The organism is Streptomyces sp. KMM 9044 (assembly GCF_024701375.2).
In the GTDB taxonomy this organism is placed as follows: Bacteria; Actinomycetota; Actinomycetes; order Streptomycetales; family Streptomycetaceae; genus Streptomyces.
Map to the genome: position 1 here is coordinate 1,304,410 of NZ_CP113910.1, position 20,222 is coordinate 1,324,631.

Genomic DNA, 20,222 nt, shown 5'->3' on the forward strand with positions numbered 1-20,222 from the left:
CCCGGGTGCGAGACGACGGGGGTTGCCCGGCGGCGAATCGAGCGGGGCGACCCGGCCGGGAAGGGCCGGTTTCGGCCTTCCCGGCACGACAACCCGGTGGTGACGCGGGAGTGGTGCTGCGCCGACACGGCACCACCCCCGCCGCACGGGCCCCTTGGAGCCGTGGACGCCGCTCGGGACGGCGTCGCTCAAGTTTCAAACAGTGCGGGGCGAGCCGCCAGGGTTGCAGGGGGTTGCAACTTGCTGCTGTCCGTGTCCGTGCCGAAGGACCTCGCCGGGGGCACACGGCACTATGGGACCGACGACAGCCAGAACGGATCTCGGGGGCGCGGCCGGTGGGCCGGGTGCTGTCCTCCGAGTCTTTCCCCGGGAGGATCAGTGCCGCTCTCGCCGATGGACGTGAGGCATCTGGTCGGCGTGGACACGACGCGCGCGGCCAGGATGCTGAGTGAGGTCCGCTCCGCGACGCTCTCCGGTCGCCGCGCGCCCATGGCGCCCCGCCCGGTGATCGAGGAGTCCTGGGAGCGGGTGCTGCGCAGCGGCGTCGACCCGGACCACGACGTCCGGGCCGGGCTGCTGTCCCGCGCGGAGGTGCAGCGGCGGCGGGAGGGTTCGGCGCTTCGGCATGTGCTGCCGGTGCTGCGGGAGGGGCTGCTGCCGTTCGCGGACGTCACCCGTCACATCATGGTGGTGGCCGACGCGGACGGCAGGGTGCTGTGGCGGGAGGGCAGCGCGGCGGTCCTGCGCAAGGCGGACGGCATCGGTTTCGCGGTGGGTGCGGACTGGCGCGAGGACGTCGTCGGCACCAACGGGGTGGGCACCCCGGCGGTGACCCGCCGGCCGGTGCAGGTGTTCGCCGCCGAGCACTTCGTACGGTCGCACGCCGCCTGGACGTGTGCGGGGGCGCCCCTGACCGATCCGCGGGACGGGCGGCTGATCGGTGTGGTGGATGTGAGCGGGCCGCTGGAGACGATGCACCCGTCCACGCTGGCCTGGGTCGACTCGGTGGCCAAGCTCGCCGAGGCCCGGCTGCGGGAGCGTCATCTGGAGTCGCTGGAGCGGCTGAGGTCGGTGGCGGCGCCGGTGCTGGCCCGGGTCGGTGGACGGGCCCTGGTGGTGGACCGGCACGGGTGGACGGCCGCGGTGACCGGAGTGCCGTACACAAGACGGCTGGCGCTGCCGGATGCGGTGTCGGCCGGGATGCGGTGGCTGCCGGCGCTGGGCCGCTGCTCCCTGGAGCCGCTGGCCGGGGGCTGGCTGGTGCGGGCGGCGGACGAGCCGGTGTCCCGTGCGGCGAGCCGTGTCGTGCTGGATCTGCGGGAGCCGCGCGGCGCGTCGGTGGAGGTGTCCGGTGGCGCGGGCTCCTGGTCGCGGAAGCTGAGCCCCCGCCATGCCGAACTGCTGTATCTGCTGGCCGTGCAGCGGGCCGGCCGCAGCGCCGCGGGCCTGGCCGAGGACGTGTTCGGGGACCCGGCCCGTACGGTGACGGTGCGCGCCGAGATGTCCAGGGTGCGGCGCTATCTGGGCGGCTTGCTGGAGCACCGGCCGTACCGGTTCACGGAGGGCGCCGACGTCGACGTCCTGCTCCCGGACGACCCGCGTGACCTGCTGCCGCACTCGAGGGCCCCGGCACTGGGCGGCGGCCGCGAGCACCCGCAGGCGAGCGCACGCCGGGACCGCGGCCCGAAGAGCCCGCCGGCCCCCCGGCCCGGAAAGCCCGGGCCATGACGGTCCAGCACAGCACATCACCGTGCGCCGGGTCGCCTGTTCTGCGGATTCGCCGGGTCTTCGCCCCCTGCGGGGCTGTCTGCCGTAGCATCGCCCCACGAGCCACCCTCACCTGCTCCATGGTCAACGGTCATCGGTCGGAAGGTCAACGGTCCGATCGCCGGACGCAGTTGGCTCGCCTCGGGAGGACATCATGAAGCATCGCGGCAGACACCGCCGGCGCAGGCGGGGCAAGGCGCTGCGGGCGACGCTGGCCGGGACCGCGCTCGCGCTCACCGCGGCGGCCACCATGATCAGCACGTCGCAGGCCACCGACGCCGACGACCCCGGGGCGCTGAAGCCGCTCACCAGGGCCGCCGAGACCGCGCCGCTGCGGCTGTCGGAGACCCGTGTGCCACCGGAGTGGCTCGACCGGCTCTCCTCCGAGATGGGGCGACCCGTCGGCGTCCGGACCGTGCTCGACGACACCGACGGTTCCCTGCGCGACGCGGAGTCCTGTACGGACGAGGACCGGCACGGGCTGCCTCTGGAGCCCGCCGCCACGCGCGCGTACTGCTGGGACGGCACCGACGTCGAGGGCTGGCGTCCCGGCGCCGTCACCACGTCCGGGGACGCGGACGACGACGGCCACTGGGGCCCGGACCGGGTGGTGCTCTCCGCCTGGAGCCGGGGCGGCACCACGGCGGACGGCACCGCGGCGCAGGACCCGGCCGTGGCGGACGCCGGCGCGGGGCAGGGGCTCGCGCGGGTCGCGTTCGTCGACGCCGGTGACCCCGACGACCTCCGCTACACCTGGGCGCAGCTCGCCGTCCCGGTCGCCGGGGGGCAGGACTACCGCGGGCTGGTCTCCCCCGTGGCGGGCATGGTCTGGTACCAGGACAAGCTGCTGGTCACCGCCGGGCGGGGGGACGGCAGCGCGCTGTACGTGTACGACGTGGACCGCGTCCAGCGGGCCACCGTGAGCGGTTCGACGGTCGGGCGGGTGCCCGGCGGCTGGTCGGCGGCCGGGGCACGGTACGTACTGCCCGCCGTCGCCGCCTACCGGACGGCCGACGCGGCCGCCCCGCAGCCGGGCGGCATCTCCCTGGACCGCAGCACGGCACCGGACAGCCTGGTCGCGCACGAGGCGGTCACCGACGACCACGACGGGCCGACCCGGCTGTGGCGGTACGCGTTCGACGACGACGAGGCCCGCGCGGGCCTGCTGGCCACGGACCCCCTGCTGAAGGTGGACCCGGCCGCGGCGTACGAGACGAAGCTGACCCATGTGCGCAGTGTGCTGTCGTACGGGTCGGGCTGGTACCTGGGCCGGGTGACCGGGACGTCGGACGAGCGCGGGACGCTGTGGCGACAGGACACAGAGGGGGCCCGGCCCACCCGGTGCGGGGCGGACGAGACGCACCGCTGCTGGAGCGGTGCGTCGGCGTCCCTGTCCTACTGGCAGGAGACCGGCGAGGTGTGGTCCCAGTCCGGCCGCATGCTCTTCGCCCTGCCCCTGACCTCCGTCGACGGCTCGCTGGACTAGAGCCTGTCCGGCGGATCGTGCCAGGGACGCGGGATGGCCGGCACGCTCTGCGCCAGTGCTCTTCGAGCAGGAGTGCCCCAGCGGCGTCGCCGCCGGTCGTTGCCTCGCAGCCGCACGCACCAGCCCACGCTCGCCCCGGCCGGATGTGGTCGGCGGCCTCCGGCTTGATCCGCCGGGCAGCCCTGACCCGACCGCTGAACCCGGCCAGGGGTCTGCCGCTCCCCGTACCGCACGGGCCGCACGGGCCGCACGGGCCGGGCATTCGACAGGTGTCCGCGCCGGGTGGTTCCCTTTCCGGCATGACGACCATCGCCGTGACCACCTGGTCCCTGGAGCAGACCGCGTCCACCGATCTCCTGCCCGCCGCCGTGCCGGAGGGGGACATACAGGTCGTGCACGCCGAGGTGCCGTCCCCGGAGTTCAGCCGCTTCCTGTACGCGTCGGTCGGCGGTGACATCCGCTGGACCGACCGGCTGGACTGGACGTACGCGCGGTGGCTGGAGTACCTGGACCGGCCCGGCACGGAGACCTGGGTGGCGTACGAGCGGGGGGCGCCCGCGGGGTATGTGGAGCTCCGGGCCCAGGACGACGGGGTCGTGGAGATCGTTCACTTCGGGCTGATCCCCGCCTTCCGAGGCCGGCACATCGGCGGGCACCTCCTGTCGTACGGCGCCGCGCGGGCCTGGGATCTGGCGGAGCGGTGGCCGGGGCGCAAGCCGACCGCGCGGGTCTGGCTGCACACGTGCAGCAAGGACGGCGAGCATGCGATGGACAATTACCGGCGTCGGGGATTCCGGCTGTTCGCCACCTCGGTCGAGGACGAGCCCGAGGTCGCCACCCCGGGCCCGTGGCCGGGGGCGCACCCGGCCTGAGCACCGCACCCTCGTCGTCCGCCCCGCACGCCCCCCGCACGCCCCCTCCTGAGCTGCGCGGACAGGACCGCTCGCGCCGCCTGTGACCAAAGCCACCCCTGTCTCTCCTGTCGAGACGAAGCTGTCCGCATCATGGATGAAGCTGGACTGTGTCCAGATCTCCGTGCCACGCTTCCGTCATGCCTGGAACAGGAATCGCCTTGGTGAGTCGGCGGCACGTCGACCTCGGCCGCATGTCCAGCGCCATCTGTCCGGTGCGCTGAGAGCACGTTCAGCAGCACCCGCCAGCCCTTCTTCGGTCCGTTCCGCTCCGGTCCGCCCTGATCGGCACCGCACGGTTCCGCCCGATTCGTTCTCGCTCCACCGAATTCCCGCGCAATGACGCGCCGCGTACCCCTGCACCGTCATGCGCAGGTCAGAGCCGTATCCCCGTCTGTCCCGAAGGACGTGTCAACCATGGCCGCCAGCCCGCAGAACCCTGCCGCCGCGACCCCCCGCCGCAAGGTGAGCCGTCACCGCGGAGAGGGCCAGTGGGCCGCGGGACACTTCACTCCGCTCAACGGCAACGAGCAGTTCAAGAAGGACGACGACGGTCTCAACGTACGGACACGTGTTGAGACGATCTACTCGAAGCGGGGCTTCGACTCGATCGACCCCAACGACCTGCGCGGCCGGCTGCGCTGGTGGGGCCTGTACACGCAGCGCCGCCCCGGGATCGACGGCGGCCGTACCGGTGTGCTGGAGCCCGAGGAGCTCGAGGACCAGTACTTCATGATGCGGGTCCGGATCACCGGCGGACGGCTCACCACCGAGCAGCTGCGCGTGATCGGCGAGATCGCCGAGACGTACGCCCGCGGCACCGCCGACATCACCGACCGGCAGAACATCCAGTACCACTGGATCCGTATCGAGGACGTGCCCGCGATCTGGGAGCGGCTCGAGTCGGTCGGCCTGTCCACCACGGAGGCCTGCGGCGACACCCCGCGCGGCATGCTCGGCTCCCCCGTCGCCGGGGTCGCCGAGGACGAGATCATCGACGGCTCGGCGGCGCTGGACGAGATCGCCCGCCGCTCCATCGGGGACCCGCGCTTCTCCAACCTGCCGCGCAAGTTCAAGACGGCCGTCTCCGGTTCTCCGCTGCTGGACGTCGCCCACGAGATCAACGACGTGTCCTTCGTCGGCGTGGTCCACCCCGAGCACGGTCCGGGCTTCGACCTGTGGGTCGGCGGCGGTCTGTCGACCAACCCCAAGTTCGGGGTGCGGCTGGGCGCCTGGGTGCCCGAGGCGGACGTGCCCGACGTGTGGGAGGGCGTCATCTCCATCTTCCGCGACCACGGATACCGGCGGCTGCGCAACCGGGCGCGGCTGAAGTTCCTGGTCGCCGACTGGGGTCCGGAGAAGTTCCTCCAGGTCCTGCAGGACGACTACCTGGGCCGCGAACTGGCCGACGGTCCGGCACCCGTGATGCCCGCGCAGCAGTGGCGCGACCACATCGGGGCGCACCGCCAGAAGGACGGCCGGTTCTACGTCGGTTTCGCGCCGCGGGTGGGCCGGATGGACGGCTCGCTGCTCACCAAGGTCGCTGCGCTGGCCGAGGACCACGGCTCGGGGCGGGTGTCCACCACGGTCGAGCAGAAGATGATCGTCCTGGACGTGCCGCAGGACCGGGTGGACTCGCTCGTCGAAGCCCTGGAGGCGCTGGACCTGCGGGTCAGGCCGTCGACCTTCCGGCGCGGCACGATGGCCTGCACGGGCATCGAGTTCTGCAAGCTCGCCATCGTGGAGACCAAGGAGCGCGGCAGCGACCTCATCGACGAGCTGGAGCGCCGGCTGCCCGACTTCGGGGAGCCGCTCACCATCAACATCAACGGCTGCCCGAACGCCTGCGCCCGTATCCAGACCGCGGACATCGGTCTCAAGGGACAGCTGGTCACCGACGCCGAGGGCCGGCAGGTCAGCGGCTACCAGGTGCATCTGGGCGGCGCGCTCGGCCTGGACCCGTCCTTCGGCCGCAAGGTGCGCGGCCTGAAGGTCACCTCGGACGAGCTGCCGGACTACATCGAGCGGGTCCTGAAGCGTTTCGAGGCGGAGCGCGAGGACGGCGAGCGGTTCGCCACGTGGGCGGCCCGCGCGGATGCGGAGGCCCTGTCGTGAGCGAGCGGGCCGCGCCGTTCTACTGCCCCTACTGCGGCGACGAGGACCTGCGTCCCAGTGAGGAGGGGCACGGGGCCTGGGAATGCGGGGTGTGCAACCGGGCCTTCCGGCTGAAGTTCCTCGGACTGCTCGCCCAGGGGCTCGACCGGCCGGACACGGGACCGGACACAGGAGGGGACCGAACATGACGACGGTTCAGGAAGAGTGCGTCACCGGCGAACTGAAGGAGCTGGCCGAGCAGGCGGGCCGCGACCTGGAGGAGGCCTCCGCACCGGAGATCCTCCGGTGGGCCGCCGGGACCTTCGGCGAGCGCTTCTGCGTGACCTCCTCCATGGAGGACGCGGTGGTCGCCCATCTCGCCTCCCGTGCCCTGCCCGGCGTGGACGTGGTGTTCCTCGACACCGGCTATCACTTCGAGGAGACCATCGGCACCCGGGACGCCGTTCAGGCCGTGATGGACGTCAACGTCATCACGCTCACCCCGCGGCAGACCGTCGCCGAGCAGGACGCCGAGTACGGGCCGAAGCTGCACGACCGCGACCCCGACCTGTGCTGCGGTCTCCGCAAGGTGCGGCCGCTGGAGGAGGGCCTGCGGGGATACCTGGCCTGGGCGACCGGGCTGCGCCGCGAGGAGTCCCCGATCCGGGCGAACACCCCCGTCGTCGGCTGGGACGGGAAGCGGCGGAAAGTGAAGATCTCCCCTATCGCACGGTGGTCACAGGAAGATGTGGCAGCGTACGTTGCGGAGCACGGCGTCCTCACCAACCCGCTGCTCATGGACGGCTATGCCTCCGTGGGCTGCAGACCCTGCACCCGCCGGGTGCTGGAGGGCGAGAACGCACGCGCCGGCCGCTGGGCGGGCCGCTCCAAGACCGAGTGCGGACTGCACGGCTGACCATGACCGCGCCCCCTACGAACCAGGAGACCGACGTGACGACCGGAGCCACCGTCTGGCTCACAGGTCTGCCGAGCGCAGGCAAGACCACCATCGCCCGCGAGCTGGCCGCCCGGCTGCGCGAGCAGGGCCGCCGGGTCGAACTGCTCGACGGCGACGAGGTCCGCGAGTTCCTCTCCGCGGGCCTCGGCTTCTCCCGTGAGGACCGGCACACCAACGTGCAGCGCATCGGATTCGTCGCCGAACTGCTCGCCCGCAACGGCGTCACCGCGCTCGTCCCGGTCATCGCGCCGTACGCGGACAGCCGCGACGCGGTCCGCAAGCGGCACGAGACGAACGGCACACCGTACGTCGAGGTGCATGTGGCGACCCCCCTCGAGGTGTGCTCCGTACGTGACGTGAAAGGCCTGTACGCGAAGCAGGCCGCGGGCGAACTCACCGGGCTGACCGGCGTGGACGACCCGTACGAGGCTCCCCTCTCTCCCGATCTGCGCATCGAGTCGCAGCACCAGACCGTCCGGGAATCCGCCGCGGCGGTGCACGCCCTGCTGAGCGAAAGGGGACTGGCATGACAACCGTGGCCACGGTCACGACCGGCGACGAGGGCACCGGCGGTGCGGCCGGCCCGCACGCCCTCTCCCACCTCGACGCGCTGGAGTCGGAGGCGGTGCACATCTTCCGTGAGGTCGCGGGCGAGTTCGAGAACCCGGTGGTGCTGTTCTCGGGTGGCAAGGATTCGATCGTCATGCTGCACCTGGCGCTGAAGGCGTTCACGCCGGCGCCGGTGCCCTTCTCGCTGCTGCATGTGGACACCGGGCACAACTTCCCCGAGGTCCTGGACTACCGGGACCGCGCGGTGGGCCGGCACGGGCTGCGGCTGCACGTCGCCTCGGTGCAGGACTACATCGACCGCGGTGTGCTGCGCGAGCGCCCCGACGGCACCCGCAACCCGCTGCAGACGGTCCCGCTGACGGAGAGGATCCAGCAGGAGCGGTTCGACGCCGTGTTCGGTGGCGGCCGGCGGGACGAGGAGAAGGCCCGCGCGAAGGAGCGGGTGTTCTCCCTGCGCGACGAGTTCTCCCAGTGGGACCCGCGCCGTCAGCGGCCCGAGCTGTGGAACCTCTACAACGGCCGGCACGCGCCCGGTGAGCACGTCCGGGTCTTCCCGCTGTCCAACTGGACCGAGCTGGACGTGTGGCAGTACATAGCCCGCGAGGGCATCGAACTGCCGGAGATCTACTTCGCCCACGAACGCGAGGTGTTCCAGCGGGGCGGCATGTGGCTGACCGCCGGAGGGTGGGGCGGCCCGAAGGACGGCGAGAGTGTCGAGAAGCGGCAGGTGCGCTACCGGACGGTGGGCGACATGTCCTGCACCGGCGCGGTCGACTCCGACGCCGACACCATCGAGAAGGTGATCACCGAGATCGCCGCCTCCCGGCTGACCGAGCGCGGCGCGACCCGCGCCGACGACAAGCTCTCCGAGGCCGCGATGGAAGACCGCAAGCGCGAGGGGTACTTCTAGACATGAGCACGATCACGAGCGAGGCGCTCGCGGAGACCACCCTGCTGCGGTTCGCCACCGCCGGTTCCGTCGACGACGGCAAGTCCACCCTGGTGGGCCGGCTGCTGCACGACTCCAAGTCGGTCCTCACCGACCAGCTGGAGGCCGTGGAGCGGGCGTCGGCGAGCCGCGGCCAGGAGGCTCCCGACCTGGCCCTGCTCACCGACGGGCTGCGGGCCGAGCGGGAGCAGGGCATCACCATCGACGTGGCCTACCGCTACTTCGCCACCCCTCGGCGCCGGTTCATCCTCGCCGACACCCCGGGGCACGTGCAGTACACCCGCAACATGGTCACCGGTGCCTCCACCGCCGAGCTGACGGTGATCCTGGTCGACGCCCGCAACGGCGTCGTCGAGCAGACCCGCCGTCACGCGGCCATCGCCGCCCTGCTGCGCGTGCCCCATGTCGTCCTCGCCGTCAACAAGATGGACCTGGTGGACTACGAGGAGGCCGTGTTCGCACGGATCGCCGAGGAATTCACGGCGTACGCCACCGAGCTGGGCGTTCCGGAGGTCACCGCGATCCCGATCTCGGCACTCGCCGGCGACAACGTGGTGGAGCCGTCCGCACACATGGACTGGTACGGCGGCCCGACCGTCCTGGAGCACCTGGAGACAGTGCCGGTCAGCCACCACCTGACGCACTGCCACGCCCGGCTGCCCGTGCAGTACGTGATCCGGCCGCAGAGCGCCGAGCACCCCGACTACCGGGGATACGCCGGCCAGATCGCCGCGGGCACGTTCCGCGTCGGCGACGAGGTGACCGTGCTGCCGTCCGGCCGGACCACGACGGTCACCGGGATCGACCTGCTGGGCACGCCCGTGGAGACGGCCTGGACGCCGCAGTCGGTGACGCTGCTGCTGGCCGACGACATCGACATCTCCCGCGGCGACCTGATCGTGCCGAGCAAGGACGCGCCGGCCACCACGCAGGACGTCGAGGCCACCGTCTGCCACGTCGCCGACCAGCCCCTGACGGTCGGCCACCGGGTGCTGCTCAAACACGGCACCCGCACGGTCAAGGCGATCGTGAAGGACATCCCGGCCCGGCTGACGCTGGACGACCTGTCGCTGCATCCGCACCCCGGCACGCTCGCCGCCAACGACATCGGCCGGGTGAAGATCCGCACCGCCGAGCCGCTGCCGGTCGACTCCTACGCCGACTCACGGCGCACCGGCTCGTTCATCCTGATCGACCCGAGCGACGGCACCACGCTCACCGCGGGCATGGTCGGCGCGTCCTTCGCCGCCCCGGACCCGGCCAAGGACGCGGCCGAGGACGGCGGATGGGACTTCTGACGATGCGCCATCTCTCTTTCCCGGCCCGCGAACCGACCGATGTCCTCGCCACCGACGTCTTCGCCACCTTCGCCAAGGAGGGCGGCCGGATCGGCGGCGGGCAGCTCGGCAGCGGGCAGGGCGGGGTCGCGCGATGCGGGTGACGCTCCCGGCGCAGCGGGAGCGCGCGCACCGTTCGCGCGCTTTCCTGGTCCAGCGCCGCCACCGCCGAAAACCCGCCGATCCCCCGGCCACGACCGGCTGAGTACGACCAGCCGAGTACGTGAGAGCCGGGCCACCGAGAGGAACACCTCCCGTGCCTGCCCACCCCGCCATTGTCCGCCGCGCGTTCGCCGTGACGGCCCCGCTGGTCGTCCTGTTCGCCCTGGCCGGCTGCGGCTACGGCTCCCAGGCCAAGGAGAACACCGGCGCCGGGATAGCCGCCGGGGCGCAGAAGACCGACGGTCTCGACGCGGTGAGGATCGGCCACTTCGGCAATCTGACCCACGGGACCGCACTGGTGGGCAAGCAGAAGGGCTTCCTCCAGAAGGAGCTCGGCGCGACCGAGGCACGGTACGCGGTGTTCAACGCGGGGCCGTCCGCGATCGAGGCGCTCAACTCCGGTTCCATCGACGTCGCCTGGATGGGGCCGTCCCCCGCGGTGAACGGCTGGGCGAAGTCGCAGGGCAAGAACCTGCGGATCATCGGCGGTTCGGCGTCCGGCGGGGTGAAGCTGGTGGTGAACCCGGACCGGGTGAAGTCCCTGGAGGACGTCGAGGGCAAGCGGATAGCGACCCCGCAGCTCGGCAACACGCAGGACGTGGCGTTCCTCAACTGGGCGGCCGGGCAGGGCTGGACGGTCGACGCGCAGAGCGGCAAGGGCGATGTCACGGTCGTCCGCAGCGACAACAAGGTCACCCCGGACGCCTTCGCGGCCGGGTCGGTCGACGGCGCGTGGGTGCCGGAGCCCACCGCGTCGAAGCTGGTCGCCGAGGGCGGGAAGGTCCTGCTGGACGAGGCCTCCCTGTGGCCGGACGAGAAGTTCGTCATCACGAACCTGGTCGTGCGCCAGGAGTTCCTGGAGAAGCACCCGAAGGCCGTCGAGGCGGTGCTCGAGGCGTCGGTCTCCACCAACCGGTGGATCGACGAACACCCTGCCGAGGCCAAGGCCGCCGCCAACGAGCAGCTGGCGGCCGACTCCGGCAAGGCACTGCCCGCCGACGTCCTGGACCCGGCGTGGGAGTCGATCCGCTTCACCGACGACCCGCTGGCCGCCACCCTCGGCGCCCAGGCGGAGCACGCCGTGAACGCCGGCCTGCTCGAGCGGCCCGACCTGAAGGGCATCTACGACCTGGAACTCCTCAACAAGGTCCTCGCGGCCGAGGGCGCGCCCGCCGTCGACGACGCCGGCCTCGGCACCAGCTGATCCCGGAACCCGAAGAAACGTCCCAGGAGGTGACGACCATGGCCACGACCCTCGCCAAGGCCGCAGACGGCACCGAGGCGGTCACCCACGCCGCCCGGATCGAGCATGTCTCGAAGTCGTTCGCGGGCCCGGCCGGGCAGCAGCTCGTGCTGGACGACATCACGCTCGATGTCGCGCCCGGCGAGTTCGTCACCCTGCTGGGGGCTTCGGGATGCGGTAAGTCCACGCTGCTCAACCTGGTCGCGGGCCTCGACGCACCCAGTGCCGGCGCGATCAGCACGGACGGCCGCCCGGCGCTGATGTTCCAGGAGCACGCGCTGTTCCCGTGGCTGACCGCGGGCAAGAACATCGAACTCGCCCTGAAGCTGCGGGGCGTACCGAAGGCGGAGCGGCGCGGCCGGGCCGAGGAACTGCTGGAGCTGGTCCGGCTGGGGGGCGCCCACGGCAAGCGGGTGCACGAGCTGTCCGGCGGCATGCGCCAGCGGGTCGCGCTGGCCCGCGCGCTCGCCCAGGAGAGCAAGCTGCTGCTGATGGACGAGCCGTTCGCGGCGCTGGACGCCATCACCCGGGACGTGCTGCACGACGAGCTGACCCGGATCTGGCGCACTGCGAACACCAGCGGATCCGCCGCGGGCCGGTTGTCCGTCCTGTTCGTCACGCACAACGTGCGCGAGGCCGTCCGGCTCGCGCAGCGGGTGGTCCTGCTGTCGTCCCGGCCCGGCCGGATCGCCTGCGAGTGGGCGGTGGACATCGAGCACCCGCGCCGTATCGAGGACACCGCGGTCGCGGAACTGTCCGTCGAGATCACCGAGCAACTCCGTGGGGAGATCCGCCGTCATGGCCAGCACTGAAACAACCGCGAAGGCCACGAAGGACGAGACGGACACGAACGACCTCGCCGGTCTCGAGGCGGGCCTCGACGCGCTGGAGACGAGGCAGCAGACCCGCAGGCCGTGGCGTCAGACCTTCGTCCAGAAGATCCTGCCGCCCGCCCTCGCCGTCGCCCTGGTGCTGGCCGTGTGGCAGGCACTGGTCTCCTTCGGGATCGTCGACGATCCGACCAAGCTGCCCTCGCCGGGCGCCGTGTGGGGCGTCGTGCGGGAGTCGTGGCTCCAGGGCGAGCTGCTCGGCTACATCTGGACCAGCGTCTCGCGCGGTCTGCTCGGCTTCTTCTTCGCGCTGCTGATCGGTACGCCGCTGGGGCTGCTGGTGGCACGGGTGAGGTTCGTGCGCGCGGCGATCGGCCCGATCCTGTCCGGGCTGCAGTCCCTGCCGTCGGTGGCGTGGGTGCCGCCGGCGGTGATCTGGCTGGGCCTGAACAACCAGATGATGTACGCGGTGATCCTGCTCGGCGCGGTCCCTTCGATCGCCAACGGTCTGGTCTCCGGCGTCAGCCAGGTGCCGCCGCTGTTCCTGCGGGCCGGCCGCACGCTGGGCGCGACGGGGTTGAAGGGCACCTGGCACATCGTGCTGCCGGCCGCGCTGCCCGGCTACGTGTCGGGGCTGAAACAGGGCTGGGCGTTCTCCTGGCGTTCGCTGATGGCCGCGGAGATCATCGCGTCGTTCCCCGATCTCGGCGTCGGCCTCGGGCAGCTGCTGGAGAACGGCCGCAACGCGAGCGACATGGCCATGGTGTTCGAGGCGATCCTGCTGATCCTGACCGTCGGTATCGCCATCGACCTGCTGATCTTCAGTCCGCTGGAGCGGTGGGTGCTGCGCAGCCGCGGCCTGCTGGGGAAGGACTGATCCGATCGTGCACCGTCCGGTTCTTCTCGTCATCGCCCACGGAAGCCGCGATCCGCGGCACGCGGCGACCGTGCACGCCCTGGTGCGGCGGGTACGGTCGCTGCGGCCGGAGCTGCGGGTGGAGACCGGCTTCCTCGATTTCAACGTCCCCTCCGTGCCGTCGGTGCTGAACTCCCTCGCGGCGGAGGGTGTGCGCGACGTGGTGGCCCTCCCGCTGCTGCTGACCCGCGCCTTCCACGCCAAGGCGGACATCCCGGCGGTCCTCGCGGACGCGGACGCGCGGCTGCGCGTCCGCCAGGCGGACGTCCTGGGGCCGTCCCCCCTGCTCCACGCCGCGCTGGAGCGCCGGCTGTACGAGGCGGGCCTGACGCCCGCCGACAAGTCCTCGACCGGGGTCGTCCTGGCCTCGGCGGGGTCCACCGACCCGGAGGCGACCGCAGTGATCGCAGACATCGCGCGGGAGTGGCGGCACACCGGTTGGTGCGCCGTGCGGCCTGCGTTCGCCTCCGCATCCCCGCCCCGCACCGAGGACGCGGTACGCGAACTGCGTGCCCTCGGCTGCGAACGCGTCGCCGTGGCCCCGTACGTGCTGGCTCCGGGCTTCCTGCCTGACCGCATCGCACGGGGCGCGGCCCTGGCGGACGTCCTGGCGGACGTCCTCGGCCCGGCGCCGGAGGTGGCACGGGTGCTGTTGCAGCGGTACGACGCGGCACGGATACCGGCGTTGGCGGAGGCGATGCGGGCAGTGGGGGCCTGAAGGCCTCGGAGCCGGCGGTGCGGCGGTGCTCAGCCGCCGGCCACCGCGTCCGGGTCGTACAGCGTCCCCCGGTGGAAGTAGAGCGGCTGCTCCCGGCCGGTACGGCGCCACAGGGAACTGCGGTGGGCGCACCGGCCGTTGTGGTCCGTGTCGAAGGTGAGATGAACGGTGTCGGGGGCCGGCTGCACGGCCTTCATCCGGGAGACGGTGCCGGTGGGGTCCCCCGAACCGCGTTCGCCGGCGAGCAGCGCGACGATCGCTTCGCGGTCCCAGACCCGCCCGGACGCGCCGATCTGCGTGAACTCAGGACGGAGCAGCCCTCCGACACGTTCGGACGAACGGCGCGCCTCGGGGTCGAGGAGTTTCAGTTCGGCCTCGATGGCTGCGTCGGCGGCGGTGTACGGGTCAGTCACGGGTGAGCTCCATGAGCTTGACGACGGTGTTCCAGTTACGGGTGGTGGCGACGACGCCCCGGGGGGTGCGGGGCCCGGCCAGCCTGGAGCGGCCCAGACCGTCCGGGGTGTACAGGTACAGGGCGCGGTCACCGAGGCGGAACTCCTCGGGCAGGTGGGCTGACCGGTCGATGTCCGCGAAGCGCTCGGCGGCGGCGGAGAAGTAGGTGACGTGCAGTTGCTTGGGCGCCAACTCGGCGGCCGGGAAAGGACAGTCGTCGACGACCGCCCGCCCGCAGATAGGCGTGGTCGCGCACGATCACGTCGACGGCGAAGCCGAAGTGGCGCTCGACGGCGTCGGCGAGTTCGGCGGCCAGCACGTCCTCGGCCGGCTCCCCGGCGGTGTCCGTGCCCCTGTCCCGCGGCCTGTCGCTCCCGGTGGTGAACACGGGCTGGCCGCTCTGGAGATGGATGCGGACCGCGTCGTGGCCGAGGCCCTCCATCAGGGCACGCAGGTCGGCCGTGGGGGGCTTTCTGCTGCCACCTACGTTGATGCCGCGCAGCAGTGCCGCATATGTCGTCGCCATCCGCACACGACAGGACGGCCGCCGTGCCCCGTGGGAGTGGGCGCGGAGGGGGTCGGCACGATCATCACCTGGCTGCCGCTGTTCCTCTTCGTCATCCTGTTCGGCCTGTCGATGGATTACCACGTGTTCGTGGTCTCCCGGATCCGCGAGGCCCGCCTGCGGGGCCGTACGACGCGGGACGCGATCCAGCACGGTGTGGTCACCACGGCCGGTGTCATCACCAGCGCCGCGGTCATCATGGTCGCCGTGTCCGGGCTCTCCGGGACCCTGTCCCTGCAGTCGATGAAGCAGACGGGTGCGGGCCTGGCGGCGGCGGTGCTCATCGACGCGACGAGCATCCGGGACGTGCTGCTCCCGGCGGTGATGGCGCTGCTCGGCGAGCGCAACTCGTACCTGCCGAAGTGGCTGCACAGGATGCCCGACCTGACCCACGACGAGTCGCCGGAGGCCGCGGGCACGGCGGGCGCGCTCCTGGCGGAGGGCGGCGTGGACCAGGGCTCCGGCAGAGGTACGGACACGGGCCACGACGCCGACGTGGGCGAGCGGGTGCAGGGCTGATCCCCGGTCTCCTGCCCGCCAGGTCCTGTCGTCACATCCCCGTCGTCCGCCCGCAGGGCGGATCTTGCGGCGTCACGGGAGTCCCCCCGTTCGAGCGAAGCGGAGAGTGGGGGAGAAGCCGAGAGCTCGGGGGAACGTGCATGGCGTCGCGAGGCAGGCGGGAGCGCGACGACAGGTCCTGGCTCCCGCGCGGCAGCTCCGCCTCGATGAGGTCGGCCGCCCTGCGGGTGCCGCCCTCCTGGGTCATGTCCGCCTGGATCTCCTTGAGCCGGCGGGCGACCGTTGGGTCGCCGGCGAGGCCGAGGGCCGCTGTGCGAAGGGTTGCGGCGGTGGCCTCCCCCATCGGGACGTGCCGGGCGACGCCGAGGGCCTGGAGCATGTCCGCGTTGCCGAACTGGTCCACGGCCTGCGGTACCGCGATCATCGGCGTGGCCGTGGCCAGCCCTTCCTTGCTGCCGCCCGCGCCCGCGTGGGTGACGAACAGGTCGGCCTGCTTGAGGACCGCGAGCTGCTGCACCCAGGACCGCACCTCGACGTTCGCCGGCAGGTCGCCCAGTTCGGCGGGGTCGACGTGCTTGCCGATCTGGAGCACCAGGTGCCACCCGGGCAGGTCGCCGAACGCTCTGAGGCACTCCCGGTAGAAGCCGGGCTGCTTGGTGAACGACGTTCCGAGCGACACCAGGACGACCCTCTGCGCACCGGCCGGCCGCTGCCACTCCCCCTCCGCGCCGCGGTCGCCCTGGCAGGCGCCGACGAAGCTGTGCACGCTCCCGTCGACCCGGTCGGCGTTCGGCTGCAGCGCCTTCGGGATCAGGACGAGGGAGCGCGCCGGCCGGCCCACGAACGGGTCGGGGTGCGTGGTGATCCCGTTCTCCGCCAGCCAGGCGTGGAAGCGGGCGTAGTAGGCCCGGCCGCGCTCGGTCCCGAGCGGCTCCTCCCACATCGGCTCACCGATCTCCTTCTCGTACCCCTCCCAGGCGACGAGGTTCGGTGAGAGGGAGACCACGGGCACACCCCATTGGTGGCCGAGCACCCGCGCCGGGTACGAGGTGATGTCGTGCAGCACCAGGTCGGGGGTGTCCCCCTCGTACGCCTTCGTCAGCTGCGGGAGGGCTTGGACGGCGTCGTCGAGGAACGGTTCGACGTTGTCCAGCAGGGTGGTGCCCCAGTCCTCCGGGTCGTCGTCCGGCCCGGGGAGGGCGGAGTTCCAGAGCTTCACCTCGGCGCCGGTCGCGGCGACCTTGTCCGCGAAGACCGGCGGGATCGCGTACGTCACCCGGTGGCCGCGCGCCACCAGTTCGCGGATCACCTCGAGGCTCGGGTTCACGTGGCCGTGGGCGGCGATGGAGAACATGGCGATGTGAGCGGGACTGGTCATGCCCCGAACCCTAGGCGAGACGGCACGTCTCGTGCAATCGATTACGGGTCCGTCACAGCACCCCGCCCCCTCGTGGCGGTCCGCCCGCAGAGCGGAACCGGCCACCGGGCACCGCGCACGTCGTCGGCCTGCGCGAATGGGACACTGGCCGACGGCACACGCACGAACGCCGGCATCAACACGAGCACAGGTACAGGTACGGCCACGGAGGCGGGCGGATGGACGAGGTACGGGCGCGGGACGTCCTGGCGGCGGCGGGCGTGCTGCCGGGGCGCGCGGCCGCCGGGGACGCGCGGCTGCTCGCCCTGGGCGAGAACGCGGTGTTCGCCGCCGGCGACCTGGTCGTCAAGGTGGGCCGCGACAGCGGCCTGCTGGAGCGCGCCCGCCGGGAGATGGCGATCGCGCTGTGGCTCGCCGAGGAGAACGTTCCGGCGGTGCGGGCGGCACGGCCGCAGGCACTGCTCGTCGAGGGTCACCCGGTGACGGTCTGGCACCGGCTGCCCGCGCCGGTGCGACCCGCCGAACCCGGGGATCTGGCCGCGCTGCTGCGGGTGGTCCACGCCCTTCCCGCTCCCGCCTTCGGGCTGCCGCCCCGCGAGCTGCTGGGCGGCGTGGAACGCTGGCTGCGGCTCGCGGGCGAGGCGATCGCCCCCGAGGACGCGGCGTATCTGCGCGAGCGGCGGGACGGTTTCGCGGCGGCTGCCGCGGCCCTGACACCCCGTCTGCCGCCGGGGCCGGTCCACGGGGACGCGCTGCCCCGGAACGTGCACGTCGGGCCGGACGGGCCGGTCCTGGTCGACCTGGAGACCTTCTCCGCGGATCTGCGCGAGCACGACCTGGTGGTCATGGCCCTCTCCCACGACCGCTACGGGCTCCCCGCGCAGGCGTACGCGTCCTTCACCGGGACCTACGGCTGGGACGTGCGCGAGTGGGAGGGCTGCGCGGTGCTGCGCGGCGCGCGGGAGACGGCCAGCTGCGCCTGGGTCGCCCAGCACGCCCCGAGCAACCCGAAGGCTCTGGCCGAATTCGAACGCCGCGTGGCGTCCCTCCGCGACGCCGACCCGACGGTCCGCTGGCACCCCTTCTGACTCGGCCCTCGGCCCCGCCCCGAGCCGGGTCCCCCGGTCAGACCCGCTCGCCCGCCGGCTCGCGCAGGGGCCAGGTCCCGTCGATCGTCGCGGTGGCGTCGCCCTTGCGGCGCAGGAAGCCCTGGAAGTCCGCCGCCCATTCGGCGTACCACTCGATCTGGCGGCGGTGCAGCTCCGCCGGGCCGAGCGCCGCGACCCTCGGGTGGCGGCCGGCTATCGCGCGGGCCAGCCGGGCGGCGGCGAGGGCGTCGGCCGCCGCGTCGTGCGCGGAGTCGAGAGTGACACCGTACTCGGCGCAGACCGCTTCCAGGTTGCGCTTGCCACGGCGGTAGCGGTCGACGCTGCGGTCGATCGTGTACGGATCGATGACCGGGGCGGGCTCCATGCCGCCCAGCCGGTCACTCAGCGACGGCAGCCCGTACCGCCGCAGTTCGGCGGAGAGCAGGGACAGGTCGAACGCGGCGTTGTAGGCGACGACCGGAACCCCCCTCCTCCAGTGACCGGCGAGTGCGTCGGCGGCCTGGTCGGCGACCTGGCCGGCGGGGCTTCCCTCGGCCGTCGCACGCTCGCCGCTGATGCCGTGGACCGCCACCGCGTCCGCCGGGATGGGCACGCCGGGGTCGGCCAGCCACTCCCTGCGCCCCTGCGGCACTCCGTCCCTGACCTCGATCACGGCTCCCGTGACGATGCGTGCCTCGTACGGGTCGGTACCCGTCGTCTCGAGGTCGAAGCCGATCAGCAGCTCCCGGTGCCATCCCATGGGTGGCCCCCTTCCGTGTGGTGCGTTCCCCCAGTGGTTCTTACCTTCGCACGCACCACCGACAACCCGAGGGTCGCGTTCCGCTTGCCGCCACGGACGGTTCACGACACCGGACGGGAATCCACCCACATCTGCTCGAACTCCTCGCGATACGTGGAGAACAGTCCACCTTCTTCCGCCTCGCCCGGTTTGACCACCCTGCTGCCGTTGCGCAGCACCAGCACCGGCGCCTCCATCCCGCGGGCCCGGCGCAGATGGTTCTGCACCACGCCGACACCGTCGGCTCCGTCCCCGTCGACGAGGTACGCCGTGCAGCGGGGCGTCTCGTCGTAGACGTGGATCCCGAACGCTCCCGGGTCGCGCAGCCGGGAGCGGACCCGGCGCATGTGCAGGATGTTCATCTCGACCGCGCGGCCCAGCTCCCCACGCTTGAGGCCGAGTTCGCGCTCGCGGCGCTTGACCGCGCTGGAGGCCGGGTTCAGGAACAGCAGCCGCACCCGGCAGCCGGACTCGGCGAGCCGCACCAGCCGGCGCCCGGAGAAGTTCTGCACCAGCAGGTTGAGGCCGATGCCGATGGCGTCCAGGCGGCGGGCGCCGCCGAAGATGTCCTCGGCCGGGAACTGGCGCAGCAGCCGCACCCGGTCGGGGTGGACGGCGACCACGTCCGCGTACCGGTCGCCGACCAGGTCCTCCACCGCGTCGACCGGCAGCCGGCGTGCGGACGGCACGTCCCCGTCCGCGCCGAGCATCTCCAGCAGCCGCGCGGAGGCCCGCTCGGCCTGGCTCAGCACCGCCTCGGACAGCGCCCGGTTGCGGGAGACGACATTGCGGGTCACCTCGAGCTCGTCCAGGGCGAGTTCGACGTCCCGGCGGTCGTCGAAGTACGGCTCGAAACAGGGCCAGTGCTGGACCATCAGCTCCCGCAGTTGCGGGAGCGTGAGGAAGGAGACGACGTTGTCGTCGGCCGGGTCGAGCAGATAACCCTTGCGGCGGCTGACCTCGCGCACCGCGACCGCCCGCTGCACCCACTCCTGCCCGGCGGGTCCGGCAGCGGCGACCACCCAGTCGTCGCCGTGGACGGGCTCGTAGACGGGCCGCAGCACGGCGGCCACCACCGAGCGCAGCCGCTGCTCCACGAGGTTCAGCCATATGTAGGCACGGCCGGCCCGCTGGGCCCGGGTCCGCACCTCACGCCAGGCGTCGGCACCCCAGCCCAGGTCCGGCCCGATCAAGCCCGCGTCCATCGGCCGCGCCAGGGACACCGCACCGGGCGGGACCTCCGTGGAGTTCCCCTCGTGACCCTCGTCACCAGGGGGCAGCTCCAACCCTCCCGAGCCCACCCGCGCACCGCCTTCCGCTCCCCCGAGCACTCCCAGCCCCAACGATCAAGGAGAGTACTCCGCTTGCGGTGCGCGGTGCAGCCCGATGGCAGGGTCGTTTCTCAACTTCCGCGTTCCGCACCACTGTTCTGCTGTGCCCGTCCACGGCGAGTACACGAAGTCACAACGCGCACAGAGA

General features: G+C 72.3%; 19 protein-coding genes and 3 pseudogenes. 17 read left to right on the forward strand and 5 right to left on the reverse strand.

The features are described from left to right. The first annotated feature begins 393 nt into the window (after positions 1–393). The 15 genes from HUV60_RS05855 (at position 394) to HUV60_RS05920 (ending at position 13,941) form a co-directional block, all read left to right on the forward strand. A complete protein-coding gene (locus tag HUV60_RS05855) occupies positions 394–1,728 on the forward strand; it encodes a GAF domain-containing protein (RefSeq protein ID WP_257851844.1) in 1,335 nt (444 codons plus the stop codon). Positions 1,729–1,921: 193 nt separating this feature from the next. Then, positions 1,922–3,253, forward strand: coding sequence for a hypothetical protein (locus tag HUV60_RS05860; RefSeq protein ID WP_257851843.1), 1,332 nt, complete (start codon positions 1,922–1,924; stop codon positions 3,251–3,253). A gap of 299 nt (positions 3,254–3,552) precedes the next feature. After that, the gene (locus HUV60_RS05865) at positions 3,553–4,125 is read left to right on the forward strand and encodes a GNAT family N-acetyltransferase (RefSeq protein WP_257851842.1); all 573 of its coding nucleotides are present in this window, start codon (positions 3,553–3,555) and stop codon (positions 4,123–4,125) included. Between the two features lie 179 nt (positions 4,126–4,304). Then, positions 4,305–4,388: a putative leader peptide gene (locus tag HUV60_RS33840; RefSeq protein WP_351391960.1), complete on the forward strand. Its 84-nt coding sequence runs from the start codon at positions 4,305–4,307 to the stop codon at positions 4,386–4,388. Positions 4,389–4,581: 193 nt separating this feature from the next. Next, on the forward strand, positions 4,582–6,279 hold the full coding sequence (locus HUV60_RS05870) for a nitrite/sulfite reductase (RefSeq protein ID WP_257851841.1): 1,698 nt from the start codon (positions 4,582–4,584) through the stop codon (positions 6,277–6,279). After that, positions 6,276–6,467 (forward strand): hypothetical protein, encoded by a 192-nt coding sequence (locus HUV60_RS05875; protein ID WP_257851837.1) that lies wholly within the window; start codon positions 6,276–6,278, stop codon positions 6,465–6,467. Before HUV60_RS05870 ends, HUV60_RS05875 begins: the two co-directional genes overlap by 4 nt. Then, positions 6,464–7,174: a phosphoadenylyl-sulfate reductase gene (locus HUV60_RS05880; protein WP_257851836.1), complete on the forward strand. Its 711-nt coding sequence runs from the start codon at positions 6,464–6,466 to the stop codon at positions 7,172–7,174. The genes HUV60_RS05875 and HUV60_RS05880 overlap by 4 nt, the downstream gene beginning before the upstream one ends. A 35-nt stretch (positions 7,175–7,209) precedes the next feature. Further along, positions 7,210–7,746: an adenylyl-sulfate kinase gene (gene cysC / locus HUV60_RS05885; protein WP_257851835.1), complete on the forward strand. Its 537-nt coding sequence runs from the start codon at positions 7,210–7,212 to the stop codon at positions 7,744–7,746. Then, a complete protein-coding gene (gene cysD, locus HUV60_RS05890) occupies positions 7,743–8,696 on the forward strand; it encodes a sulfate adenylyltransferase subunit CysD (RefSeq protein WP_257851833.1) in 954 nt (317 codons plus the stop codon). The genes cysC and cysD overlap by 4 nt, the downstream gene beginning before the upstream one ends. Positions 8,697–8,698: 2 nt before the next feature. Then, complete coding sequence (locus HUV60_RS05895) at positions 8,699–10,033, forward strand: sulfate adenylyltransferase subunit 1 (RefSeq protein ID WP_257851832.1); 1,335 nt, start codon at positions 8,699–8,701, stop codon at positions 10,031–10,033. Further along, positions 10,021–10,176 (forward strand): hypothetical protein, encoded by a 156-nt coding sequence (locus HUV60_RS05900; RefSeq protein WP_257853215.1) that lies wholly within the window; start codon positions 10,021–10,023, stop codon positions 10,174–10,176. Before HUV60_RS05895 ends, HUV60_RS05900 begins: the two co-directional genes overlap by 13 nt. A 152-nt stretch (positions 10,177–10,328) precedes the next feature. Continuing rightward, the gene (locus HUV60_RS05905; protein WP_257851831.1) at positions 10,329–11,438 is read left to right on the forward strand and encodes an aliphatic sulfonate ABC transporter substrate-binding protein; all 1,110 of its coding nucleotides are present in this window, start codon (positions 10,329–10,331) and stop codon (positions 11,436–11,438) included. A 38-nt stretch (positions 11,439–11,476) separates the two neighbouring features. Further along, complete coding sequence (locus HUV60_RS05910) at positions 11,477–12,289, forward strand: ABC transporter ATP-binding protein (RefSeq protein WP_257851830.1); 813 nt, start codon at positions 11,477–11,479, stop codon at positions 12,287–12,289. Continuing rightward, on the forward strand, positions 12,276–13,184 hold the full coding sequence (locus tag HUV60_RS05915; RefSeq protein WP_257851823.1) for an ABC transporter permease: 909 nt from the start codon (positions 12,276–12,278) through the stop codon (positions 13,182–13,184). The genes HUV60_RS05910 and HUV60_RS05915 overlap by 14 nt, the downstream gene beginning before the upstream one ends. A 4-nt stretch (positions 13,185–13,188) precedes the next feature. After that, complete coding sequence (locus HUV60_RS05920) at positions 13,189–13,941, forward strand: sirohydrochlorin chelatase (protein ID WP_257853097.1); 753 nt, start codon at positions 13,189–13,191, stop codon at positions 13,939–13,941. Between the two features lie 29 nt (positions 13,942–13,970). On the opposite strand, the gene HUV60_RS05925 is transcribed toward HUV60_RS05920, so the two are convergent. Further along, a complete protein-coding gene (locus tag HUV60_RS05925) occupies positions 13,971–14,354 on the reverse strand; it encodes a nuclear transport factor 2 family protein (protein WP_257851822.1) in 384 nt (127 codons plus the stop codon). Continuing rightward, positions 14,347–14,920, reverse strand: a pseudogene (locus HUV60_RS05930) (DUF1697 domain-containing protein). The gene HUV60_RS05925 and the pseudogene HUV60_RS05930 overlap by 8 nt, the downstream one beginning before the upstream one ends. A gap of 36 nt (positions 14,921–14,956) precedes the next feature. On the opposite strand from HUV60_RS05930, the pseudogene HUV60_RS05935 reads away from it, so the two are divergent. After that, positions 14,957–15,478: pseudogene (locus HUV60_RS05935) on the forward strand (MMPL family transporter); the annotation flags it as partial. 193 nt (positions 15,479–15,671) lie between these two features. On the opposite strand, the pseudogene mgt reads toward HUV60_RS05935, so the two are convergent. Then, positions 15,672–16,893, reverse strand: a pseudogene (gene mgt, locus HUV60_RS05940) (macrolide-inactivating glycosyltransferase); the annotation flags it as partial. 181 nt (positions 16,894–17,074) lie between these two features. Between mgt and HUV60_RS05945 the strand changes: the two are divergent. Next, the gene (locus HUV60_RS05945; protein WP_257851821.1) at positions 17,075–17,944 is read left to right on the forward strand and encodes a phosphotransferase; all 870 of its coding nucleotides are present in this window, start codon (positions 17,075–17,077) and stop codon (positions 17,942–17,944) included. Positions 17,945–17,981: 37 nt separating this feature from the next. Here the strand turns inward: HUV60_RS05945 and HUV60_RS05950 are convergent, their stop codons facing one another. Both HUV60_RS05950 and HUV60_RS05955 read right to left on the reverse strand, forming a co-directional pair. Further along, the gene (locus tag HUV60_RS05950) at positions 17,982–18,704 is read right to left on the reverse strand and encodes a 3'-5' exonuclease (RefSeq protein ID WP_257851820.1); all 723 of its coding nucleotides are present in this window, start codon (positions 18,702–18,704) and stop codon (positions 17,982–17,984) included. Positions 18,705–18,805: 101 nt separating this feature from the next. Beyond that, positions 18,806–20,044, reverse strand: a complete 1,239-nt coding sequence (locus HUV60_RS05955; RefSeq protein ID WP_257851819.1) for an SAV2148 family HEPN domain-containing protein — start codon at positions 20,042–20,044, stop codon at positions 18,806–18,808. Positions 20,045–20,222 lie beyond the last annotated feature (178 nt).

Coding starts and splice junctions, on each gene's coding strand:
- HUV60_RS05945 (WP_257851821.1), top strand. CDS start 17,075: ATGGACGAGGTACGGGCGCGGGACGTCCTGGCGGCGGCGGGCGTGCTG.
- HUV60_RS05860 (WP_257851843.1), top strand. CDS start 1,922: ATGAAGCATCGCGGCAGACACCGCCGGCGCAGGCGGGGCAAGGCGCTG.
- HUV60_RS05950 (WP_257851820.1), bottom strand. CDS start 18,704: ATGGGATGGCACCGGGAGCTGCTGATCGGCTTCGACCTCGAGACGACG.
- HUV60_RS05910 (WP_257851830.1), top strand. CDS start 11,477: ATGGCCACGACCCTCGCCAAGGCCGCAGACGGCACCGAGGCGGTCACC.
- HUV60_RS05880 (WP_257851836.1), top strand. CDS start 6,464: ATGACGACGGTTCAGGAAGAGTGCGTCACCGGCGAACTGAAGGAGCTG.
- HUV60_RS05895 (WP_257851832.1), top strand. CDS start 8,699: ATGAGCACGATCACGAGCGAGGCGCTCGCGGAGACCACCCTGCTGCGG.
- HUV60_RS05870 (WP_257851841.1), top strand. CDS start 4,582: ATGGCCGCCAGCCCGCAGAACCCTGCCGCCGCGACCCCCCGCCGCAAG.
- HUV60_RS05900 (WP_257853215.1), top strand. CDS start 10,021: ATGGGACTTCTGACGATGCGCCATCTCTCTTTCCCGGCCCGCGAACCG.
- HUV60_RS05865 (WP_257851842.1), top strand. CDS start 3,553: ATGACGACCATCGCCGTGACCACCTGGTCCCTGGAGCAGACCGCGTCC.
- cysD (WP_257851833.1), top strand. CDS start 7,743: ATGACAACCGTGGCCACGGTCACGACCGGCGACGAGGGCACCGGCGGT.
- HUV60_RS33840 (WP_351391960.1), top strand. CDS start 4,305: ATGCCTGGAACAGGAATCGCCTTGGTGAGTCGGCGGCACGTCGACCTC.
- HUV60_RS05855 (WP_257851844.1), top strand. CDS start 394: ATGGACGTGAGGCATCTGGTCGGCGTGGACACGACGCGCGCGGCCAGG.
- HUV60_RS05915 (WP_257851823.1), top strand. CDS start 12,276: ATGGCCAGCACTGAAACAACCGCGAAGGCCACGAAGGACGAGACGGAC.